Below are 19,994 nucleotides of genomic sequence, written 5' to 3' on the forward strand. Positions count from 1 at the left end.
GATAAGGACAGCCATGAATAATACCAATATAGATATCGTCCTCACCGGTGAACTGGCAGAAGGCGTCAGCTTCGAGCAAGCTTGCGCAACGGTAGAAAAACTGTTCAAGTTACCCGGTGAACAGGCTAAACAATTGCTCGACACCGCACCACGTATTATCAAACGTGGACTGGATGCGGCGACCGCAGAAAAATATCGCCTGACCATAGAAAACGCCGGTTTGAAAGTGATACTGAAAGACCAGGCAGAAGAAGCCAGCACACCCGGCACCGACACTGCCCCTGCGTCGGTACCGGTGTCGACACCTGCTCCTGTCCCTGAGACTGCCCCACCGGCACTTGCCAGACAAGCGCCGCCGGTCACCCGCGCCGCGATTGAGCCAGCCAAGCCTGCCGCAGCTGTCACGTTTGATGGCCTGAAATTTAAGATCGATGGCCGCCCGGATTTTGGTTTTCTGACTGTCGATATACCGGCCGGAAAAACACTGAAAGTCGAAGCCAGCGCCATGGCCACCATGGACACCAACCTGGTCATGAAAACCAAGATGAAAGGCGGCATCTCGCGCATGCTGTCAGGTGAAAACCTGTTCCTCAATGAATTCACCGCTGAAAACGGCCCTGGCGAAATCGGCATCGCCCCTGCCACGCCAGGTGACCTGATCCACCGCTATCTGCGCGGCGAAACCCTGTACCTGCAAAGCGGTGCCTTTGTCGCCAGTACCCCTGGCATCACCATAGAAACCAAATGGCAGGGTTTCACCAAGGGCTTCTTTTCAGGCGAAAGCCTGTTCCTGATCCGTGCCTCCGGTGAAGGTGACCTGTGGTTTAATAGCTACGGTGCCATCATAGAAATCGACGTCAAAGAGGGTTATGTCGTCGACTCCGGCAACATCGTCGCCTTTACCGATGGCCTGGAATATAGCATCAGCAAAGTTGGCGGCTACAAATCCCTGTTCTTCTCTGGCGAAGGCTTCGTCTGCCGCTTCAAGGGGGAAGGCAAGTTGTGGATACAGACCCGCAGCGTCGGTGCCTTTGCAAGCTGGGCACGCAAGTATCGCCCGACCAAGGAATAAGACAGGCACAATTGGCCATCACGCAGCAAAAAAATCAACGCGATAGCCAATTGATGATAAAACAGCCAGTGCGGACAGAGGTAATAATTTATCTTTATCACCAAGCAATAAATCTGTATATTCGTCAGCAATTCTCCCGCACAAAACTCCTTCAGAAAGGATGCTCGTATGCCTCATGCATTGCGTAGTGGTTTGTTGCTGTTGGCGCTGATTGGTGGCGAAGCCGCTGCCACCAGCCATTCCCTGGGTATAGAACGAAAACAGTATGGTGAATCGATCGCCTATGACATGAATGCAGCAGGCCAGGTTGCTGCCGTGATCAAGGAAAAAGATGGCACGCCCCATGCCATTTTTTTTGAAAACGGCAAGCTGATCAAGCTTGAAATGCCGGGCGAAACCGAAAGTGAAGCCAAGCGCATCAATGACAAAGGGGCGGTGGTCGGTTCTTCAAAAAAAGACCAGTCCTGGAGAGCATTCATCCGCAGCCGCGACCATGGCACGCAAGACCTGGGCACCCTGGGTGGACCCAGCAGCTATGGTACGGCACTCAACAACGCTGGCCTGGCAGTGGGCTTTGCCGATACCCCCAGCCGTGACTGGCACGCCTTCCTGTACACACCCGGCGAACCACTGAAAGACCTGGGTACCCTGGGCGGCAAGGTCAGCTATGCCAGCAGCATCAATAACCTGGGCCAGGTGGCTGGCACGGCCATGATAGCCGATGGTTCACGCCATGCTTTTTTGTATGACAGCACCAAAGGCATGGTAGACCTGGGCACCATAGGCGGCCGCTACAGTTCGGCGACGGCCATTAATGACAAGGGTGTGGTGGTCGGTGCATCGGAAACCAAAGACCGGCGCTGGCATGCCTTTGTGTATGACGGCGGCAAAATGACAGACCTGGGCGACAAGATAGGTTACGGTGACAGCTTCGCCACTGGCATCAACAATGAAGGCCATGTGGTCGGTGTGGTGGATACGCTGGATATGCGCTTATCCTTCGTCTGGCGTGACAACAAGATGGTCTTGCACCCGGCAGGCAAAAGCCTGTATCTGACGAATGCCATCAACAACGCCGGACAGGTGATAGGTGCCAGTTACGATCGTGGTTTGTACGCTGCCACCATGCCTTCCAATGCCCTCCCCTTTGTTGATCTGGGCGGCACCAGGATACTCGGTTTTAACGTGCTGGTGGTATTACTGGCCCTTGCCCTCGCCATATTCCGCAAACGCCTCAAGGGTTTGTTTTTTGAGAGCAGATTGTTTTTTGGGGCCTGAACCGGTCAACACCTGCCAGGGGACCGTTGCCACGTTCCCCTGGCAGGCACCAACATCTTTCAAGCTGCCAAGCCATATCATGATCACCTGCTATATCCGCTATATCATCGATCCCACCAAACTGAAAGAGTTTGAACATTACGGCAAACTCTGGATACCGTTAGTTACCAAATTTGGTGGCCAGCACCACGGTTATTTCCTGCCTTCTGAAGGTGCGAATAATGTCGCGCTGGCGCTATTTAGCTTTCCCAGTCTGGCGACGTATGAACAATACCGCATACAGATGATGGACGATGCAGAATGCCAGGCTGCGTTCAAATTTGCCGAAGAAAACAAATGCATCGTCAGTTATGAACGCAGTTTTTTCAAACCTGTGTTTGGATAAGCTGACGACTTATTTGCTCTTTTCCACATCCAGAAAACGCCAGTCCCCACGCATGATGGGGTGGGTCTTATAACCCTTGACCCAGGCTTGTATCATCAGCCTTTGCGCACACGCCAGAGTTCCAGGCTGTGTACGGTATCGGCTTCCAGCAATCTTTCAATGGCGTTGAATACTTTCTGGCGTTCTGGGCCATTCGGCATCAGGCGGGCTTTTTCATAGGCGGCATTGAAAGCTACCGACCAGCGAAATCAGCACAGCGGTCAGGAATGATTTCTCGTCTATGGTTGAAAATAGTAAAGGCAGCAGGATACCGCTAATGGCAAGGCAATTTCAAACTTAATCCTGAGAACCTGTTTGCGATCTTAAGCGCGGGCGCAATCGGAGTCCACGCGGGGCTCATGCGCTGCTCAAAATGCGCACGGTCTTCAGACCATTCCGCTTTTTGCGCTGCTCTTTTGTTACCCTGACCCCGCTGATACACGCACGTTCGCTACAGATCGTAAACAGGTTCGGAGTGGTGGCGTCATTCCAAACGCGAGTAGTGCTGCACTAGCGCGATGAAAGCCCATAGCGGTGCATGATCTTTTCCATATCACCATTGTCCTGCATGCTCTGGATGGCGGCATTGATCTGTTCTATCTTCCAGCCCGATTTGTGGGATAGCGCGCACTGCGTGTGCACAATCGAAAAAGCGGTTTTTGATACCTTGTACAAAGCGCGTTTGTCAGGGTAATTTTTGAAATAACCTTCGATTTCACTGTCCGAACTGATCATGGCATCGGCCCCGCTCAGACTCAGCATGCGAAACATGCCCGGCACATCCGTCAGGTCCACGCGCTTGATTTTTCCTTCTGCCAGTTGCGCACCTATCTGTGGATAATGGTAACCAAGTTGCACTGCCAGCCTTTTACCTTCCAGTTGCTGCGGCAAAATTTCCAGACCGGGTTTGTCTGCCATCACCACTACTCTCTCCACCTGCGGGAAAGTCGGTAAGGACCAATTGACTTCTTTCGGCAAATCAAACCAGCCGGGGCTGGAATAACACATCAGGTCAGCGTCACCCTGTATCACGGCATGTTCAATGCGGCGTCGTGAATAGGCGACATAACTGGCGCGCGCGGATATTTTCTTTGCCAGCAGGTCAGTAAATTCTTTTTGCAGACCGCCAATCAATTGGTGATTTTTGTCGAAAATGTTGAGTGGATAATCCAGATTTTCATACACGGCAACGCGCAAATGGGCATCCACCGCCTGGCAGGCAACAGACAGGCCGCCCAGGCAAAGAAACAGCAATGCGCTGGCCAGACGCAGATGGTGTTTGCGGTCGGGTCTGGCGCTGCCTGGCCAGTACTGGTCCTGCTGTTGTCTCATCTTTATTGTGCCTTCAGGTATTCATGCCTGCAAACCCACGCCGGCCCTGCAAGCCACCGGTATGTATGGCAAGCACGCTGGCATCTGCCGCCAAACAGCCATCATGCCACAACTGACGCAGCGCAAACAGCATTTTCCCGGTATAGACAGGCTCTAGAGGAATACCGGTTTCGTTTTCAAACTCGGTACAAAACGCTATCAGTTCTGGCGTGACACGGGCATAGCCACCGAGATGAAATTCAGTCAACAATTGATAATTTTGATAATCAGGATAGCCAGCCTCGGCCAGCAGGCGCGCGATCTCATCTTTCAGATAGCCCGCATTGCTGATGGCAGCCACGCCTATGACCTGGGAACGACCGGCCAGGCCCGCCAGCACCCCAGCCAGGGTCGCACCGGTACCGCAGGCCAGTATCGTATGCGAGGGGATGAAGGGTAATTCGGTCACCAGTTCGGCCACGCCACGCAAGGCCTGCGCACTGCTGCCGCCTTCTGGTAGCCACAGCACGTCCTGGTCCGGCATAGGCAAATGAAGACGCCAGGCGTCTGGCTCATTACGCAAGCGCCGGTAAGCGTCACGCGTAATAAACTTTACCTGCATACCTAGCAGGCGGACATCATCCAGCATGGCGCTTTGCATGCCTTCCGCCCCGCGCACCAGCGCCGTAGCGGGCACACCGGCCATGGCGCAGGCATGTGCCAGCGCATGCAAATGATTTGACCAAATACCGCCCATGGACACCATGTGCACCGCCTTGCCCTGCACCGCCTGCAAAGGATATTTGAGCTTGCGGAACTTGTTGCCCGACACCTGTGGATGCAGCAGGTCGTCGCGCTTGATCCATAAATGCATGCCGGGGAAATGTCTGCTTTCCACACGTTGACAGGGTGAGACTTGATTTGAGGGCAACATTCTTGGCAGAAATACGGTGGTCAATGGTAAAGTGCCATTGTAGCGCCTGGCGCTAACCATCATCGCTGGAGAGGACATGCCGACGGACAACACGCAAATTTTATTGAATGCACGACAGCAACTGGATCAATTGATCAAGCAAATTCGTAACGAAGGCCAGCAAGCCGACTTGTTGCCTGCGCTGGAAACGGTACTGACACAACTCGACAGCATGGCCAGACACGACCATCTGACCAACGCCTTGAACCGCCGCTCATTGATGGGGATGCTGGAAAACGAACTGGCACGCTCCTTTCGTACCGGCCACACCTTCACGCTGGCATCCATCGCCATAGACGGGCTGGAACAGATACTGGAACAGCATGGCCAGGCGGTGGCACGCCAGGTCTTGCAAAGGGTATCCAAAGAAGCCCTGACCATGTTGCGTACCCTGGATTCCTTTGGTCGCGTCGCCGCCAATGAATTTGCCATCGTCATGCCGACCACCTGGCTGGAAGCCAGCCGCAAAGCGATCGCCCGCCTGAAGCTGCGGGTCGAACAGGTGGACTGGGAAAGCCTGGCACCGGGGTTGAAAGTCAGCTTTTCCACCGGACTGACGACCAATGCCCACAAAGACACTGCCGAAAGCATGCTGAAAAGAGTCGGTTCTGCGCTGGTGACAGCCCGTGGACTGGGTGCCAATCAGATTTCAGAAATTGAGCCTCCCCTGCCAGATTATGACCCCAATGCGGAGAATTAATACCTGTTAGCAATTGAATAGGGAACTTGTTCGCTTAAAAACGCACCAAGCTATTCATATTCTTATAATTCCAGGGAAAACCATGATCCAGTCTGATTTGCAGCGCATGCGGCCCACGCATGCGCTCATCCCCCTATTGCTAAGCGTCATGCTGGGCTGCGTGGCTGGTCCCGCACTGGCCGCTACTGCTGTCACGTCCACTGTGACTGCCGCTGCCACCGCCGCTACCACCGCATCCACCACCAACGTCACTACGGCAGCCAATCTTGCCGACGACAAATCAGACCAGATCAAACAGCGTGCCGACTATATCCGCAAGAATTATTGCAAGTTTGAATACCGCATCCCCATGCGCGACGGCAAGTTGCTGTTCACCGTCGTGTATGTGCCGAATGATGCCAATAACAACAAACGTTATCCTATCCTGCTGAACCGCACCCCGTATTCGGTCGCGCCTTACGGTGCGGACCAGTACAAGACCCAGTTGGGGCCGACCGCTGAATATGAAAAGGAAGGCTTCATCTTTGCCTATCAGGATGTACGTGGCACCTATATGTCGGAAGGCGAATTCGTCAATATGCGCCCGCACATAGACCAGAAAAAAGCGGTGAGCGATATCGATGAAAGTTCAGATACCTATGACAGCATAGAATGGATGACCAGGCATTTGCCCAACAATAATGGCAAGGTCGGGCAATGGGGTAATTCTTACCCCGGCTTCTATACCTCGGCCGGGGCCATAGACGGCCACCCGGCCCTGAAAGCGATCTCACCACAAGCACCGATTGCCGACTGGTTCCGTGGTGACGACATGCATAGAAATGGTGCCTTCAACCTGCAAATGGCATTTGTTTTTTTCTACAGCTTCGGCCAACCACGGCCACTGCCTGTTTCCAGTGCGGGCTGGAAGGATTTTAATTTCGGTACACCAGATGGTTATCAGTTCTTCCTGGACCTGGGCTCCATCGCGAATGCGAATACCCGCCATTTCAAAAATGCTATCCCGTTCTGGAATGACATTGTCGCGCATCCCAACTATGACCAGTTCTGGCAAAGCAGGAACATTTTGCCGCACCTGAAAAACATCAAGGCAGCCGTGCTGACCGTGGGTGGCTGGTATGACACCGAAGATCTGTATGGCCCGCTGAACACCTACAAATCCATAGAAAAACAGAATCCGGGTATACAAAATACCCTGGTCATCGGCCCATGGACGCATGGCGGCTGGTTCCGCACAGATGGTGACAAAGTGGGTGACGCGAATTTTGGTTACCGCACCGTGGAAACCTATCAACCCATAGAACTGGCGTTTTTCAAACACCACCTGAAAACTGGCGACAAACCGGCACTGCCGGAAGCCTGGATGTTTGAAACCGGGGCCAATCGCTGGCGCGGTTTTGAGCAGTGGCCACCGAAAGAAAGCCAGGATCAGGCGTTGTATTTCCAGGCCGATGGTAAACTCAGTTTCAAGGCACCGGCCAACCAGGATGCACAGTTTGATGAATACATCAGTGACCCCGCCAAACCGGTACCCTATACCACCGAGATAGGCACACGCTGGAACAAGCAATACGTGGCTGCCGACCAGCGTTTCGCTACCCGCCGTCCGGATGTACTGAGCTGGCAAAGCGAGGTACTGGAAAAAGACGTGACCCTGGCAGGCCCACTAAGCGCCGATCTGTTTGTCAGCGTCACCGGCACGGATGCCGACTTTGTAGTCAAACTCATCGACGTCAATCCAGCCAATCTGGAGACCGATCCACAAACCAATCGCGGCAACCAGCAAACCCTGGTCAGGGGTGAGCCTTTCCGCGCCCGTTTCCGCGATGGCTTCGAAACCGCAAAACCCCTGGTACCGAACCAGGTCACCAAAGTGAAGTTTGGTATCAATGATGTGTTCCACACCTTCCAGCGTGGTCACCGCATCATGGTACAGGTGCAGTCCAGCTGGTTTCCTTTCATAGACCGTAACCCGCAAAGCTTTGTGCCGAATATCTATGAAGCCAAAGACAGCGACTTCATCAAGGCCACACACAAGGTGTATCACAGCAGCAGCCAGCCTAGTGCCCTGCATGTGAAAGTCTTGCCGGCGCTGGACCAATAAAAAATGCCGGTCATACCCTGAACAGGTATGACCGGCATTTTCAATTTGAACCAAACCCTACTCCACTTTCTTGACTGGCTGGAACACCACCAGCCAGGTCGCCAGCACCACGCCCGCACAACCTATCGTCGTATTCAGCGTAATGCTTTCCTGCAGGAACAGATAACCCCATAGCAAGGCAAACAGCGGGATCAGGAAAGTCACCGTCAGCGCCTTGGTCGGCCCCAGGTCCGCCATCAGGCGGAAATAAATCAGGTAGGCAACCGCACTGCACAAGAGCGCCAGGGCAATAGCCACCATCACTATCGTTGATGTAATCTCGCCCCTTACCGGTGCCAGCGGCAGGAAGGGCAATAACACAAATGCGGCCCCTACTTGTGAACCGGTGGCCATTTGCATGGCCGTCATGCCTGTGAGTTTTTTCTTGGTATAAATGCCGACCAGGGCATAACAAAGCGTTGCACCGACACAGGCCATGACTGCCAGCACCAGCTTGCTATTGAATTCCACTGGCCCCAGACGCACCAGGAAAGCGACGCCGAGCACCCCTGTCGCCATGCCCGCCATCTTGCGCAGGGTCAGTTGTTCACCCAGGAAAGCCGCCCCCATCAACGCGCCCCATAAAGGGCTGGTGGCATTCACGATCGCCGAATAACCGGCGGGGATACTGAGTGCTGCATACGAATACAAAGCAAAAGGCAGGGCAGAATTGATCGTCCCCAGTATCAGGAAAGATTTCCAGTTACCACGAAAATTCATCGCCCTGCCGGTAACAAGCATCATGGCCAGCAAGGCCATGCCTGCCAGGCCTACCCTGACTTCGGCACTCCACAGCACCCCGACCACTGGTGCCAGCACCCGCATGAACAGGAAAGACGCACCCCAGATGGCCGCCAGGGAAATCAAACGTAATACATCAGCACTGCGCATAAGCACTCCATAGCAATCAGGGGAGCAGCTTAACAAACTGTGAAGAAAGTTGCTGGCAGCTTTCGGACATGGCAGGTAATCTGGTGCAGTGCAGCAGCAAAAAGCCTGCATTTTCACCGCTCAAGAAAATGATTTATTGCAATATTTTCTTCAAGTGTTGCCGTATTGAATTGACACGCGGAACGTAGAAAATAATACTGAAATCATTATAAAAGACTTGTGCAGCAGCCCGCTGTCTCGCCGCAAGCAAAACCGCTTTCCAGCATTCAATACAAAGTCTGAAGGTGACCGGGAGGTCGTCTGTAACAGACTAAGCGCATCAGGCAGTATCGATTTTTACCTTGCCTGGCATCTTGCTGATGCCAGTGGGTAGGCTGCATCCCATTGTTTTACAAGATTTTACGCTGGTGTGCATCACCAATGAAAACACAGGTCGCATCGTCACAAGTTTCATCCGGAATGCAGTTTCAGCTTGCCGCACATTGTGTGTAGCAAGACCGTCTGATTATTTTATAGGAAAAGGAGAAAACACCACCGCTACTCAGGGACAAGGTCACAAAATATCACAAAAAAATATCAAGACAAGATTCATAAATAAAACAGGAGACAAAAATTGAATACAAGAAAATTATGCAGCTTTTGGTTAAGCTGCCTGCTACTCAGCTTGCTGGCAGGCTGTGGCGGCAGCGACAGTGGCAAAAGCGCGCAAACAGGAAGCACGGTGCCGTCGGCGGTTCCGCCACAGGCAGCACCGGCCAGCACTTTTGGCTTGAGCTCTGATACCAATTTCTACACCGTGGATACCGGTGCCGGTCTGGTGTTTAAAATTCGCCGTCTCGATAACGGTGTCAGCACGCAATCGGCAGGTGACATTGCCTCGCTGATCTATAACGGTGTGCAATATCAGGACCAGTCGCGTGGTTCACAGGTGAATAGCGGCTTTGATTATCTATACACCGGTATATCTGCAGTGACCGTGAATGCCGATGTCATCAATACCGACTATATCCGCATCACGGTGCAGGCTGGTAACCTGACCCATTATTACCTGGCAAAGAATGGCAGCCCACATATCTATATGGGAACCTATTTCACCAGCGAACCCAACACCCTCAACCTGGTGCGCTACATCGTGCGGGTACCGGTAGGAGCGCTGCCTTTTGGCCCGGGGCCATCGGATTTGCGCAACACCACCGGTGCCATCGAATCCAGCGACATCTTCGGCATGGCCAATGGCGAGACACGTTCCAAGCATTATTCAAATATGCGCTTGAAAGACTGGTCTTACATAGGCGGCACCAGCAGCAGCGTCGGTCTGTGGATGGTCAGGGACAATAATGAAGGTGGTTCTGGCGGCCCGTTCTTCCGTAGCCTGCTGAACCAAATCACGTCGACTGATCAGGAAATCACCTATATCGTCAACTATGGAGAAAACCAGACCGAAGCATATCGCCCCGGCATCCTGAATACTTATACGCTGGTATTCACCAATGGATCAGCGCCAGGCACACTGGATACTTCCTGGTTTGCCGACATGGGCATGACTGCTTATGTCCCGGCATCGGCACGTGGTGCCGTTGCTGGTACAGCCATCTTTGGCCGCGATACCAACTTTGGCTACACAGTCGGGTTTTCAAACGCCACGGCCCAGTACTGGACCACAGCAAATGCCAGCGATGGTTCATTCAATAGCCCGAACATGATCCCTGGTACTTACACCATGAAGATCTATAAAAATGAGCTGGCTGTTGATACCAGTACCGTCACCGTCAGTGCTGGCAACACCTATAATGCGGGTGCCATTACCATTGCCGGCGACCCCAGCAGCAGCACCGCACTGTGGCGTATCGGTGACTGGGATGGTTCACCTGCCGAGTTCCTGAATGGCGACAAAGTAACCACCATGCATCCGTCCGATGTACGCATGAGTTCATGGGTACCCGGTACCTTCGTGGTTGGCACTTCAACTGCGGCAGCCAACTTCCCGGCTTACCAGTGGAAAGCAGTCAACGGCACCTACACCATCAAGTTCAACCTGACGGCCAGCCAGATTGCCGACCACACGCTGCGGGTAGGTATCACTACCGCCTATGCAGGGGGACGTCCGAAGGCGCAGATGAATGCCTGGGTATCTGCCAACCCGGCAGCATCGACCCAGCCATCCAGCCGTACCCTGACGGTAGGCAGCTATCGCGGTAACAACACCATGTACAGCTTCGCTATTCCTGCCAGTGCATTCGTGGTGGGTGAGAATATCCTGACCCTGACTGCGATCAGTGGCTCCAGCGGCACAACTTATCTGAGCCCAGGTTATTCATATGATGCGGTGGATCTCTTGCAATAAACCTCGTAATCCCTTTTTGTAATTGAAGATGTCTTTCAGGCCAGCGAAATTTTCGCTGGCCTGATACATTCTGGTACAGGCAAATTTAGGGACATGTTAGACTTTCAAGTCCCATCTGCACACGAGACAAAAGTCCATCATGGCCACTGCCAATCCTTCATCCATGCTGATCGGCGTTGCCGTCGGTGCGTTTATTCTCTGGCGTATTGTGTCGCGTATCCGGCGCATGGTAGGCAGGCAAAAATATTCTGGCATACGTGCCGCGATCACCGTATGCATTTTCCCGGTGCTGATAGCCCTGGTCATGTTGGGTGCGCTGAACCATGAAGGCAATGCCCTGATCATGCTGGGTGGCCTGGCTGTCGGTAGCGGCCTGGGTGTGTATGGGCATCGTCTGACCAAATTTGAAAACAGTCCGGCAGGAAAATTCTATACGCCGAATGCCCATCTCGGGATTGCGCTGTCACTGCTGTTGCTGGGTCGTATTGCCTGGCGTATGGGAAGCCTGTATTTCACGACACAATCATTCACCACACCACCTGGTGATTTTTACGGTAGTCCGTTGACCCTGTTCCTGTTTGGCATGCTGGCGGCCTACTACATTAGCTATGCCGTCGGCCTGTTGCGCTGGTCGCGCAGCTTGCGGACGACAACACCCACTGCAATACCCGCAGCAACACCCATTTTGACAGCAGAGATTGCTGAAGACGCTGACAAACCATCACAGGCAGGCTTACCGTCTTAGCCCGCTAAGGGCAGATTAAAAAACTGCCCGGTATTCAATCGCACCTGACGGGCCAGTGCTATGGCTGATATACCCAGAATGCCAGCCACCGCTTCCAGCACGACCGGCAAATACATGGGTTCATTCCGGCCCTCTTGCGGTTTTACGGGCAAGTTGCGCGGTAACAGGAAGGGTGCATCCGTTTCTATCATCAGCTTTTCTTTCGGCAAGAACTTGAGCGCCTGACGCAAGTCGTCACCACGACGTTCATCGCACACCCAGCCGGTCACACCGATATGGCAATCCAGATCCAGGTATTCGCGGATTTCTGCCGTGTTGCCGGTAAAGCAGTGCACCACTGCGCCCTTCAGTTGTGGGCGGTATTGCTTGAGCAACGCAAAAAATGCATCATGCGCTTCACGCTCATGCAGGAACACTGGCTTTTGCACACGCACGGCCAATTGCAATTGCGCTTCAAAGCAAGCCAGTTGCTGCACTTCAGTCGAAAACATGCGGTTATAGTCGAGGCCACATTCACCGATAGCAACCACACCAGACCTGGCCGCCAGTTGTTCTATGCTGGCTGCACAAGCGGCATTCCAGTTTTTGGCTTCATGGGGATGGACGCCTGCGGTACTGCTCAGGTAGCCGGCATAAGTGTGTGTCAGCGCATGGGCATCACGGCTGGCATGCTCTGATGTGCCGGTAACGATGATGTGTTCCACACCAGCCTGTTTGGCCCTTTGAATCACGGCATCCAGATCAGCATGAAAACGACGGTGTGCGAGATTGGCACCGATATCGATCAGTGTATTTTTTTGTTGCATTTGAAATTCCTGTTATTGTTTTTATCTGGACTACCGGCTCGCTCAATCAATGAGGACTGAGGATATTCTGAAGCAGAAACTGCGGGAGAGAAATCGTCTGGATTAATCCAAATCTTTTTATTAAAAAATGATGGCGTAGCTTGTAACGCCAGCGCCATCATAAATCTGCTTGCTCGAAAAAGCCAAGCCATTCCTTGCCGGCTGTGGGATTTTTGCAAACCCAAAGACCAGATTTTTCCCACGCTTTTAGGACTTACGTAAAATCGTCCCAGCAAGGCCATTGCTTTAGGAAATCTCCCTTGCAGGGGAGATTCGTTTCGTCGGCAGACAACATGTTGTCTGAAACCCCGACTTCACCGTAGCGACGAAGACAGTACTTTAGTACGCGGCTCCTAGGAGAGGAGCTGCAACGCAGCTGGGGCGTTTTTACGTAAGTCCTAACTTACATGGGTTTGAAACGCCAGGCATAGGCCTGACTAACCTTGAGTTTTTCTTGTGAGCCACGGATTTCTACCGTGTATTTTCCCAACTCATCTCTGTGGGCGCGGGTGATGGCGTCGGCGCGTACCACCACACCACGGTGAATTTGCCAGAACAGGTCCGGGTCCAGGCCATCCATCAATTCTTTCAAGGGTTTGCGCACATGTGCTTCGTCATCAGCACAGACCACTCTGGTGTATTTTTCATCCGAACTAAAAAACAGGATTTTTTCTACCGGGAACATCTTGATGGTATCGCCCACGCTGGCGCTGATCCAGCGTATGCGTTCGACGGCATTGCTGCGCAGGCGCTTGTCCAGTTCTGACATCAACTGACTGACATCGGTCACCGGTTGCTTGGTGGCGATACGTTCTTTCAGACGCGCTACCGCTTCTTGCAGGCGCAGCTCGGATATCGGTTTCAGCAAATAATCAACCGCCCCGGCAGCAAAGGCATCGATGGCATGGCTGTCATAGGCCGTGGTAAACACCGCATGACAGCGGCCCTTGACGGCATGTGCCACATCCAGCCCGGTCATGCCGGGCATGCGGATATCCAGAAAAGCGATATCCGGTGCTTCATGGTGTATGGCTTCGAGGGCTTCGGCACCGTGTTCACATTCGGCCAGTATTTCCAGTTCTGGCCATACCTTGGCCAACATGCGGCGCAATTCCTTGCGTGGCAAATCTTCGTCATCGGCGATGATGGCTGTCGTCATGAGTTGTTTCCTTATTTTAATCAGGCTTCCAGAGGTAACAGGATGGTCGCAGCAACACCGCCCTCTGCCCTGGCTTTCAATACCAGGCTGGCACGTTCACCATATGTAGAAGCCAGGCGCTCATGGATATTCGCCAGCCCTATGCCAGAGCCGGAACTGCTGCCAGCAAAGCCGACACCGTCATCCGCCACTGTCAGTTCCAGCATGGCCGTGCCATCCTGCTCCATGCGCCTGGCACGGATGGCGATATGTACCGGCCCTATCTTTGGTTCCACCCCATGCTTGACGGCATTTTCAACCAGGGAAATCAACATCAGTGGCGGCAAGGCGGCATCGCTTACTTCACAGTCCACGCTGTAACTGAGACGGGGAATGCGCGCATGCATCAAACCCAGATAGGCGTTGGCGGCTTCCAGTTGTTGCTTCAGCCTGGCCTGGGCCGAACTGCCATCATTGCGCATTTGCGGTATGGTTGCACGCAGGTAATCGACCAGGTGATCGACAATTGCCGTAGCACGTTGCGGCTCGGTCAGGATGGCAGAGCGCACACCCGCCAGGGTATTGAACAGGAAATGCGGTTCTACCTGGGCCGCCAGCACCGACAAGCGCAGTTCTGCTTCGCGACGTGCATCTTGTGCCTGCTGCAGTTCCTGCTGGTGCATGACTTCAAGCATGCGTTTTTTCTGGCGGAAAAAATACCAGAAGTCCACGGCACCACCAGTATAAATAATCAGACTTGAGGTGACGAACAGAGAAAATCCCTCCAGGATCATTTTCAGTGCTGGTGTGTGTTCCAATTTGCTGGAAATTTCCTTGCTTTCAGCGGGCTTTTCAGCAATTTCAGCAACACTCGCCTGTGGGGTGACCGCACTGGCTGGCTTGCCCACTGCATCCTTTGTATCCTTCGTATCCTTGGTACTCTTTGGTCTGGCGTCTATCGAACCGGCGACGGCCAATTCCACATCGCCGCTGCCCAGCACCAGGTATTTGGTTGCATAGCTGGCGCCAGTAAGCACACCATAACTACAGGCCGCCCCCAGCAATAAGGCCGACAACAGAGCAATCACCTCCTTCTTGCCGGCATACGCCTGGTTCCTGACCCAGACTGCCATGGCTGGCCCCAGCAGATGCAGGGTGGTAGCTCCCAGCGTCAGGGGAATGAAAACTGCCGCGGTCTTGCGCATATTGGCGTCGGCCACCCAGCCGACCAACAATACCAGTACATCAATGATGGCAAAAAAGCCTATCCAGGCCTGGGCACGGTAACGGAACCAGATACGGGAAAAAACCGGATAGTTGCGAGCGCGGGTCAGCCAGGTCTCGCTGCGCGCCGTCACTTCGGATGGCAGCAGTTGTTCTGAAGTATGCAATTGTTTGGACATGGCATTAGAAAGAGACATGGCAATTCTCCGGTCAAGTTTTGCTTAGTCTGATACCGGAGAACATGGAATAGTAATGATGCGATAAAACCCGCAGACAGGGGATAAAACCTGATTTTACCGGGATGAACTCAATCGCCGCCCGCTTCACCCTGGTCTTCAGCCACGGCAGCTCTTTGCTGCTTGGCAATGCGCAGTATGGTATTGCGTATGGAAGTCAGGACCGCGACCGAATTGAAAGGTTTGACGATAAAACCATGTACCCCGCGTTGCTGGGCTGCCTGCAAGGTGGCTGCATCAATTTTGGAGGACACCAGGAATAACAGGGATTTAGGCAATTCGGCCCGCAGCTTGTCCAGCAGAGCCAGACCTTCGGTATCAGCCTCGCCGACATCGACACAAACGACCTGGGGTTTGAGCTTGATGATGCGCGCCAGGCTGGCCGGGCTGAGGTTGGCGTCTCCCACCACCTCATGGCCACCGTTGACCAAAACGGAGGTGAGTAAATTGCGGGCGACGGCATTAGCGTCGAGAATGACGGCTTTAAGCATGGGCAACCGATTACATAGTATGTCTGCATACTAATGCAAAACTTTAAGCTCATGTACAAAAGGCAGCAAATCTTGCGAATCTGCTACCTTTTTTAACATTTAAGTTTCCAATTCAGGCTTGCCGCTTAATCCTTGCTACTGTCCGGCTTGGCATTCTTGACATAGGTTTCCAGCCAGCGATCCTGCTCCCACAGCATATGGAGTATGGATTCCCGCGCGCGGTAGCTATGGCTTTCATTCGGCAGCATTGACAGGCGCGTCACGCCACCCAAGCCTTGTATGGCCTGATACATGCGTTCACTTTGCATGGGGAAAGTGCCGGGATTATTATCCTGCTCACCATGGATGAAGAGGATGGGGTCCTTGAACTGGTTGGCGAAATTGAACGGTGACATGTCCTGGTAAACCTTGTTGGCTTTCCAGTAATTCCGGTCTTCGGACTGGAAGCCAAACGGCGTCAGGCTGCGGTTATAGGCACCAGAACGGGCAATACCGGCGCGGAACAAACGGGTATGCGCCAGCAGGTTGGCAGTCATGAAGGCACCATAGCTATGGCCACCGATGGCAATGCGGTTACGGTCGGCCACGCCCAGGCGCACTACTTCGTCGACTGCTGCCTCGGCATCCATCTTCAGTTGTTCCAGATAAGTGTCATTCGGCTCTTTCTTGCCTTCGCCGATGATAGGCATGGTCGGACCATCCAGCACAGTATAACCGCGTGCCAGCATGGCATGTGGCCCAGTGTAGGAAATGCGATTGAACTTGTGGGGTGAACCGATGACCTGGCTGGCGGCCTCTGCGGTTTTGAATTCGCGCGGATAAGCCCACATGATCATCGGGCGCGGGCCGTCACGTTTCGGGTCATAACCCGGTGGCAGGTAAAGCGTTGCAGTCAGCTCAACACCATCTTCACGTTCATACCGGATCTGCTGCCTTTTCACACCCTTGAACTGCGGCATCGGATGCGGGAACTGGGTCAGCGCACGTGGTCCGGCATTGCTGCTCAAGTCATACAGGTAGAAATTCGGCCTTTCTTCATTCGATTCACGGCTGGTGACAAAACTGCTGCCCTTGTCATTCAGCAAAGCCATCACTTCTTCATAATACGGTGCTTGCGAGCGCCACAGACGGGTTGCCTGTTTGCTGGCAAGATCGAATTTATCCAGGAAAGGCCGGTCACCTTCAGGGCTGGCACCCGTGCCTGTCAGGAAGAAGGCCTTGCCATCCGGCGTCGTGCGCAATACTTGGCGACCGAGGGCATTTTGCGCCATCACCGGCACACCCGGATTGGCATACTGATCTTCGTATTTACGGCTAAACAAGAGCTCCGGCTTGCTGTCCGGCAGCCCGGGTTGTACCCGCCAGGTACGGGTATCCTTGGTCTTCACCCAGTTTTCGGTGACCAGCGCCAGGTTATCGCTACCCCATTGCACACTGGCAAAACGCCAGCCCATGTCCATGATTTTCTGGGCCGGGCTATCGAAAGGTGCCGCTTGCTGGAACAAGGCGTCATGTACCTTGCTATTCACTTCCGGGTCACCGCCGGCTTGCGCTTCCAGCCAATACAGGGTGGCCGGTTTGTCATTGCGCCAACCGAAATCACGTGGACCTGCCTGCACCGCATCCATCCCGGTTGGCAAGCGCTCGCGCATGGGGCGTTCAGCTACGGTCTTGACTTTCTTGCCCTGGTTGTCCCAGAGTTCTATCAACTGGCCAAAGCGATCCATGGGCAACATGGTTGAATACGGGCGACGCAATTGCGTGGTCAAAATCAGTTTGCCATCGGGCGAGGCCAGGGATTTGGTCAGCGTCATGGCATTGCCTATGCGATGCAGTTCACCCCTGACGCTGACGAAACCAAGCTGGGTTTGCAATTGCCAGTCCAGCACATCGCTGTCACGCGAGGTCTTCAGCATATCCGGATAAGTACGATTCTGGCTGGCCTTGCCGCCCTTGCTTTCTTGCGTATTGGGTCCGGTCGGAACGAAACTGGCGGGTGGCAACTCTTTCTGGTGCAAAGGTAAAAGCCTGACCAGTAATTTGTCCGAGCCTTCTATCCAGGAAAAGCCCGGCCCTGTGACGGCATTGAGTTTGTCGGCCATCAAACGACGCACTGCCGCCGTCTTGACATCCATCAACCACAGTTCGACACCGTTATCTACCCATATGCTGAAAGCCAGCCAGCGCTCGTCAGGCGACCAGGAGGTTTCGGCGATCTTGACCTTGGCCGGCAAGCCGGTGACGTCACGCAGCTTGCCACTGCTGATATCCAGCAGGCTCATGCCATTGCCAAAATCAAAATTGCTGGCGGCACGGGTACGTGGATTGATGCGCAGGCCGGCCAGCTTCAATTCTGGCTGGGACACGTCGGCAATACTGGGCAAGCCCGGCAAAGTCAGCAACAGGGCCGTCTTACGCTGTGGCCCAAGGCGGAACACCGGCCCCCTGGGTGCATCCACGACCGCCTGCAATTCTGGCGGTGGTAACTGATATCCTGATTCAGTGGCAGTGGCAGTACCGGCAATTACCTGACTGGAAGAAGCGGCCACCAGACTGAGAGTGGCAAAGAAAAACAAGGGTTTGAAACGCAACATAGAAAACGGTCCTGGTCTCTGATTTTGGTTCTGTAGCCTTAACATGAAGACATGTTTTGAGCTCTTAAAAAAACGACCGCCCCTTATACAGGGGCGGCAATTTTCACTTACTTGGTTTACAACATGGTTCTAGAAAAATGGTAAGACAAATGGTAAGACAAATAAGGCGGCAATTCATTTGGCGACAGGGGCAAAACCATTCGCCGTAATATCCAGCTCACTGACTTCACCATAGGTGGCAGCGATGCCGCGTATGGTTTCTGCTTTACCTATCAGTAAGATTTGCAGTTTATCGCGTGGAAAATGTTTGTCCACTAATTGTTTTGCCTTTTCCGGGTTCAAACCATCAACATCCCGCGTGAAATGATCAATCTGTTCACGACCTACTTTGGAAACATACATATCACTTAACAAACCGGCCAGTTGCAGATTGGTTTCAAAGCGCGGCGGGAATTGTCCCTTGACGTAAGCCTTGGCCGATTCCAGGGTGGCGGCATCAATACCCTTGCTCCATAAACGCTGATAGGTCTTGGTCGCCAATGCCAGTGCCGCTTCGGTTTTGGGAGTAGCGGTAAAACTGGATACGGCAAAGGTACCCGTGTCCGTCAGCGTGAAAAAGCTGCTGCTGGCACCATAGGTCAGGCCAGAATTGACACGTAGTTCATCATTCAGCCAGGATGTAAAGCGCCCGCCGAGTATGGTGTTGATTACCTGCAAAGGCACGTAGTCCGGGTCATTGCGGGCAATCCCTGCACCACCAAACAGGAAAGTGGTTTCAGCGGCATCAGACTTGTTCACCAACCAGACCCTGGCCTTGTCAGCCTGCACCTTGCCTTTGACTGCCGGTGCTGGCAAAACCCCTGCCGACTGCCATTTACCAAACAGGGCTTCCAACTGGATACGCATGGCGGCAGGTTTGAAATCCCCCACCACGACCAGGGCAGCATTATCCGGACGATAATAATTTTGATGGAAACTGCGGGCATCCTGGGTCTGCAAGGCTGTCACACTGTTGACGGAACCCGCCACCGGATTGGCATACGCCCCATTCCCAAACAGCATGCTACGGTAATAATTTTGCACCACGTTACGCGGACTTTCCTTGGCCTGTTTCAAGCCATCGACAGTACGGGCACGCAGTTTGCCAAATTCTTCTTCATTGAAGGAGGGGTGCTGCAAGACATCGGCAATGATGGGCATTAAGGTGCTGGCATCGTCTTTGGCAAATTCTGCTGTCAGGGCAGTAGCTTCAGCACTGGTAGTACTGGATATCTTGCCACCTCGAAAATCAAAACTCTGGTCCAAGGTCTTTTTGTCATATTTGCTGCTACCCAGCAGCAGTGTGTCACCAGTCAGATTGGATAAGCCGGACTGGCTGCCATCATTGACGGCCCCGGCCTTGACCACGGCACGCATGGCAATCAGCGGCACATCATGACGTTCCATCAGATACACGGTCAGACCATTCGACAATGTGGCAGTTTCAAACGCAGGCAGACGAAATTCGGCAGCCTGGCTGCTGACGGCAGACAAGCCCAGACTGACGCTGGCCAGGCTGTACGCAAGAATTTTTTTACTGATCATC

General features: G+C 53.5%; 17 protein-coding genes. 7 read left to right on the top strand and 10 right to left on the bottom strand.

Features of this window, described 5'->3' with window-relative positions:
• The first annotated feature begins 13 nt into the window (after positions 1 to 13).
• The 3 genes from ACO0K9_RS10605 to ACO0K9_RS10615 all read left to right on the top strand — a co-directional run bounded on the left by ACO0K9_RS10605 (position 14) and on the right by ACO0K9_RS10615 (position 2,735).
• A complete protein-coding gene (locus tag ACO0K9_RS10605; RefSeq protein ID WP_422984568.1) occupies positions 14 to 1,072 on the top strand; it encodes a TIGR00266 family protein in 1,059 nt (352 codons plus the stop codon).
• Between the two features lie 168 nt (positions 1,073 to 1,240).
• Complete coding sequence (locus tag ACO0K9_RS10610) at positions 1,241 to 2,350, top strand: HAF repeat-containing protein (RefSeq protein ID WP_422984570.1); 1,110 nt, start codon at positions 1,241 to 1,243, stop codon at positions 2,348 to 2,350.
• Between the two features lie 79 nt (positions 2,351 to 2,429).
• Positions 2,430 to 2,735 (top strand): NIPSNAP family protein, encoded by a 306-nt coding sequence (locus ACO0K9_RS10615; RefSeq protein ID WP_422984572.1) that lies wholly within the window; start codon positions 2,430 to 2,432, stop codon positions 2,733 to 2,735.
• Positions 2,736 to 3,284: 549 nt separating this feature from the next.
• Here ACO0K9_RS10615 and ACO0K9_RS10620 read toward each other — a convergent pair.
• Positions 3,285 to 4,106 carry a substrate-binding periplasmic protein gene (locus ACO0K9_RS10620; RefSeq protein ID WP_422984574.1) on the bottom strand — a complete coding sequence of 274 codons (822 nt, stop codon included), beginning with the start codon at positions 4,104 to 4,106 and terminating at the stop codon, positions 3,285 to 3,287.
• A 13-nt stretch (positions 4,107 to 4,119) separates the two neighbouring features.
• On the bottom strand, positions 4,120 to 4,983 hold the full coding sequence (locus tag ACO0K9_RS10625) for a 1-aminocyclopropane-1-carboxylate deaminase/D-cysteine desulfhydrase (RefSeq protein ID WP_422984576.1): 864 nt from the start codon (positions 4,981 to 4,983) through the stop codon (positions 4,120 to 4,122).
• A gap of 112 nt (positions 4,984 to 5,095) precedes the next feature.
• On the opposite strand from ACO0K9_RS10625, the gene ACO0K9_RS10630 reads away from it, so the two are divergent.
• Both ACO0K9_RS10630 and ACO0K9_RS10635 read left to right on the top strand, forming a co-directional pair.
• Positions 5,096 to 5,758 (top strand): GGDEF domain-containing protein, encoded by a 663-nt coding sequence (locus ACO0K9_RS10630; RefSeq protein ID WP_422984578.1) that lies wholly within the window; start codon positions 5,096 to 5,098, stop codon positions 5,756 to 5,758.
• An 82-nt stretch (positions 5,759 to 5,840) separates the two neighbouring features.
• Positions 5,841 to 7,862: a CocE/NonD family hydrolase gene (locus tag ACO0K9_RS10635; protein WP_422984580.1), complete on the top strand. Its 2,022-nt coding sequence runs from the start codon at positions 5,841 to 5,843 to the stop codon at positions 7,860 to 7,862.
• A gap of 57 nt (positions 7,863 to 7,919) precedes the next feature.
• Here ACO0K9_RS10635 and ACO0K9_RS10640 read toward each other — a convergent pair whose 3' ends face one another.
• Positions 7,920 to 8,792: a DMT family transporter gene (locus ACO0K9_RS10640; protein WP_422984582.1), complete on the bottom strand. Its 873-nt coding sequence runs from the start codon at positions 8,790 to 8,792 to the stop codon at positions 7,920 to 7,922.
• A gap of 613 nt (positions 8,793 to 9,405) precedes the next feature.
• Between ACO0K9_RS10640 and ACO0K9_RS10645 the strand changes: the two genes are divergently transcribed.
• Positions 9,406 to 11,136: a rhamnogalacturonan lyase B N-terminal domain-containing protein gene (locus ACO0K9_RS10645; protein WP_422984584.1), complete on the top strand. Its 1,731-nt coding sequence runs from the start codon at positions 9,406 to 9,408 to the stop codon at positions 11,134 to 11,136.
• Positions 11,137 to 11,275: 139 nt separating this feature from the next.
• Positions 11,276 to 11,881 (top strand): hypothetical protein, encoded by a 606-nt coding sequence (locus ACO0K9_RS10650; RefSeq protein WP_422984586.1) that lies wholly within the window; start codon positions 11,276 to 11,278, stop codon positions 11,879 to 11,881.
• Here the strand turns inward: ACO0K9_RS10650 and ACO0K9_RS10655 are convergent.
• The 7 genes from ACO0K9_RS10655 to ACO0K9_RS10685 form a co-directional block, all read right to left on the bottom strand.
• A complete protein-coding gene (locus ACO0K9_RS10655) occupies positions 11,878 to 12,687 on the bottom strand; it encodes a TatD family hydrolase (protein ID WP_422984588.1) in 810 nt (269 codons plus the stop codon). The genes ACO0K9_RS10650 and ACO0K9_RS10655 overlap by 4 nt on opposite strands.
• The gene (locus ACO0K9_RS10660) at positions 12,666 to 12,968 is read right to left on the bottom strand and encodes a hypothetical protein (RefSeq protein WP_422984590.1); all 303 of its coding nucleotides are present in this window, start codon (positions 12,966 to 12,968) and stop codon (positions 12,666 to 12,668) included. Before ACO0K9_RS10660 ends, ACO0K9_RS10655 begins: the two co-directional genes overlap by 22 nt.
• A gap of 161 nt (positions 12,969 to 13,129) precedes the next feature.
• Positions 13,130 to 13,885 (bottom strand): LytR/AlgR family response regulator transcription factor, encoded by a 756-nt coding sequence (locus tag ACO0K9_RS10665; RefSeq protein ID WP_422984592.1) that lies wholly within the window; start codon positions 13,883 to 13,885, stop codon positions 13,130 to 13,132.
• A 20-nt stretch (positions 13,886 to 13,905) separates the two neighbouring features.
• Positions 13,906 to 15,285: a sensor histidine kinase gene (locus tag ACO0K9_RS10670; RefSeq protein WP_422984594.1), complete on the bottom strand. Its 1,380-nt coding sequence runs from the start codon at positions 15,283 to 15,285 to the stop codon at positions 13,906 to 13,908.
• 110 nt (positions 15,286 to 15,395) lie between these two features.
• A complete protein-coding gene (locus ACO0K9_RS10675; RefSeq protein ID WP_422984596.1) occupies positions 15,396 to 15,815 on the bottom strand; it encodes an ANTAR domain-containing response regulator in 420 nt (139 codons plus the stop codon).
• 125 nt (positions 15,816 to 15,940) lie between these two features.
• Positions 15,941 to 18,409: a S9 family peptidase gene (locus tag ACO0K9_RS10680; RefSeq protein WP_422984598.1), complete on the bottom strand. Its 2,469-nt coding sequence runs from the start codon at positions 18,407 to 18,409 to the stop codon at positions 15,941 to 15,943.
• A 174-nt stretch (positions 18,410 to 18,583) separates the two neighbouring features.
• Positions 18,584 to 19,993 (bottom strand): M16 family metallopeptidase, encoded by a 1,410-nt coding sequence (locus ACO0K9_RS10685; protein ID WP_422984600.1) that lies wholly within the window; start codon positions 19,991 to 19,993, stop codon positions 18,584 to 18,586.
• Position 19,994: the final 1 nt, after the last annotated feature.

The organism is Undibacterium sp. Ji50W, from assembly GCF_049340445.1.
In the GTDB taxonomy this organism is placed as follows: domain Bacteria; phylum Pseudomonadota; class Gammaproteobacteria; order Burkholderiales; family Burkholderiaceae_D; genus Undibacterium.

Bases quoted from the DNA above. Each gene is read 5' to 3' on its own strand.
- ACO0K9_RS10605 (WP_422984568.1), top strand. From the start codon at position 14: ATGAATAATACCAATATAGATATCGTCCTCACCGGTGAACTGGCAGAA.
- ACO0K9_RS10610 (WP_422984570.1), top strand. From the start codon at position 1,241: ATGCCTCATGCATTGCGTAGTGGTTTGTTGCTGTTGGCGCTGATTGGT.
- ACO0K9_RS10615 (WP_422984572.1), top strand. From the start codon at position 2,430: ATGATCACCTGCTATATCCGCTATATCATCGATCCCACCAAACTGAAA.
- ACO0K9_RS10620 (WP_422984574.1), bottom strand. From the start codon at position 4,106: ATGAGACAACAGCAGGACCAGTACTGGCCAGGCAGCGCCAGACCCGAC.
- ACO0K9_RS10630 (WP_422984578.1), top strand. From the start codon at position 5,096: ATGCCGACGGACAACACGCAAATTTTATTGAATGCACGACAGCAACTG.
- ACO0K9_RS10635 (WP_422984580.1), top strand. From the start codon at position 5,841: ATGATCCAGTCTGATTTGCAGCGCATGCGGCCCACGCATGCGCTCATC.
- ACO0K9_RS10640 (WP_422984582.1), bottom strand. From the start codon at position 8,792: ATGCGCAGTGCTGATGTATTACGTTTGATTTCCCTGGCGGCCATCTGG.
- ACO0K9_RS10650 (WP_422984586.1), top strand. From the start codon at position 11,276: ATGGCCACTGCCAATCCTTCATCCATGCTGATCGGCGTTGCCGTCGGT.
- ACO0K9_RS10655 (WP_422984588.1), bottom strand. From the start codon at position 12,687: ATGCAACAAAAAAATACACTGATCGATATCGGTGCCAATCTCGCACAC.
- ACO0K9_RS10660 (WP_422984590.1), bottom strand. From the start codon at position 12,968: ATGGCCTTGCTGGGACGATTTTACGTAAGTCCTAAAAGCGTGGGAAAA.
- ACO0K9_RS10665 (WP_422984592.1), bottom strand. From the start codon at position 13,885: ATGACGACAGCCATCATCGCCGATGACGAAGATTTGCCACGCAAGGAA.
- ACO0K9_RS10670 (WP_422984594.1), bottom strand. From the start codon at position 15,285: ATGTCTCTTTCTAATGCCATGTCCAAACAATTGCATACTTCAGAACAA.
- ACO0K9_RS10675 (WP_422984596.1), bottom strand. From the start codon at position 15,815: ATGCTTAAAGCCGTCATTCTCGACGCTAATGCCGTCGCCCGCAATTTA.
- ACO0K9_RS10680 (WP_422984598.1), bottom strand. From the start codon at position 18,409: ATGTTGCGTTTCAAACCCTTGTTTTTCTTTGCCACTCTCAGTCTGGTG.
- ACO0K9_RS10685 (WP_422984600.1), bottom strand. From the start codon at position 19,993: ATGATCAGTAAAAAAATTCTTGCGTACAGCCTGGCCAGCGTCAGTCTG.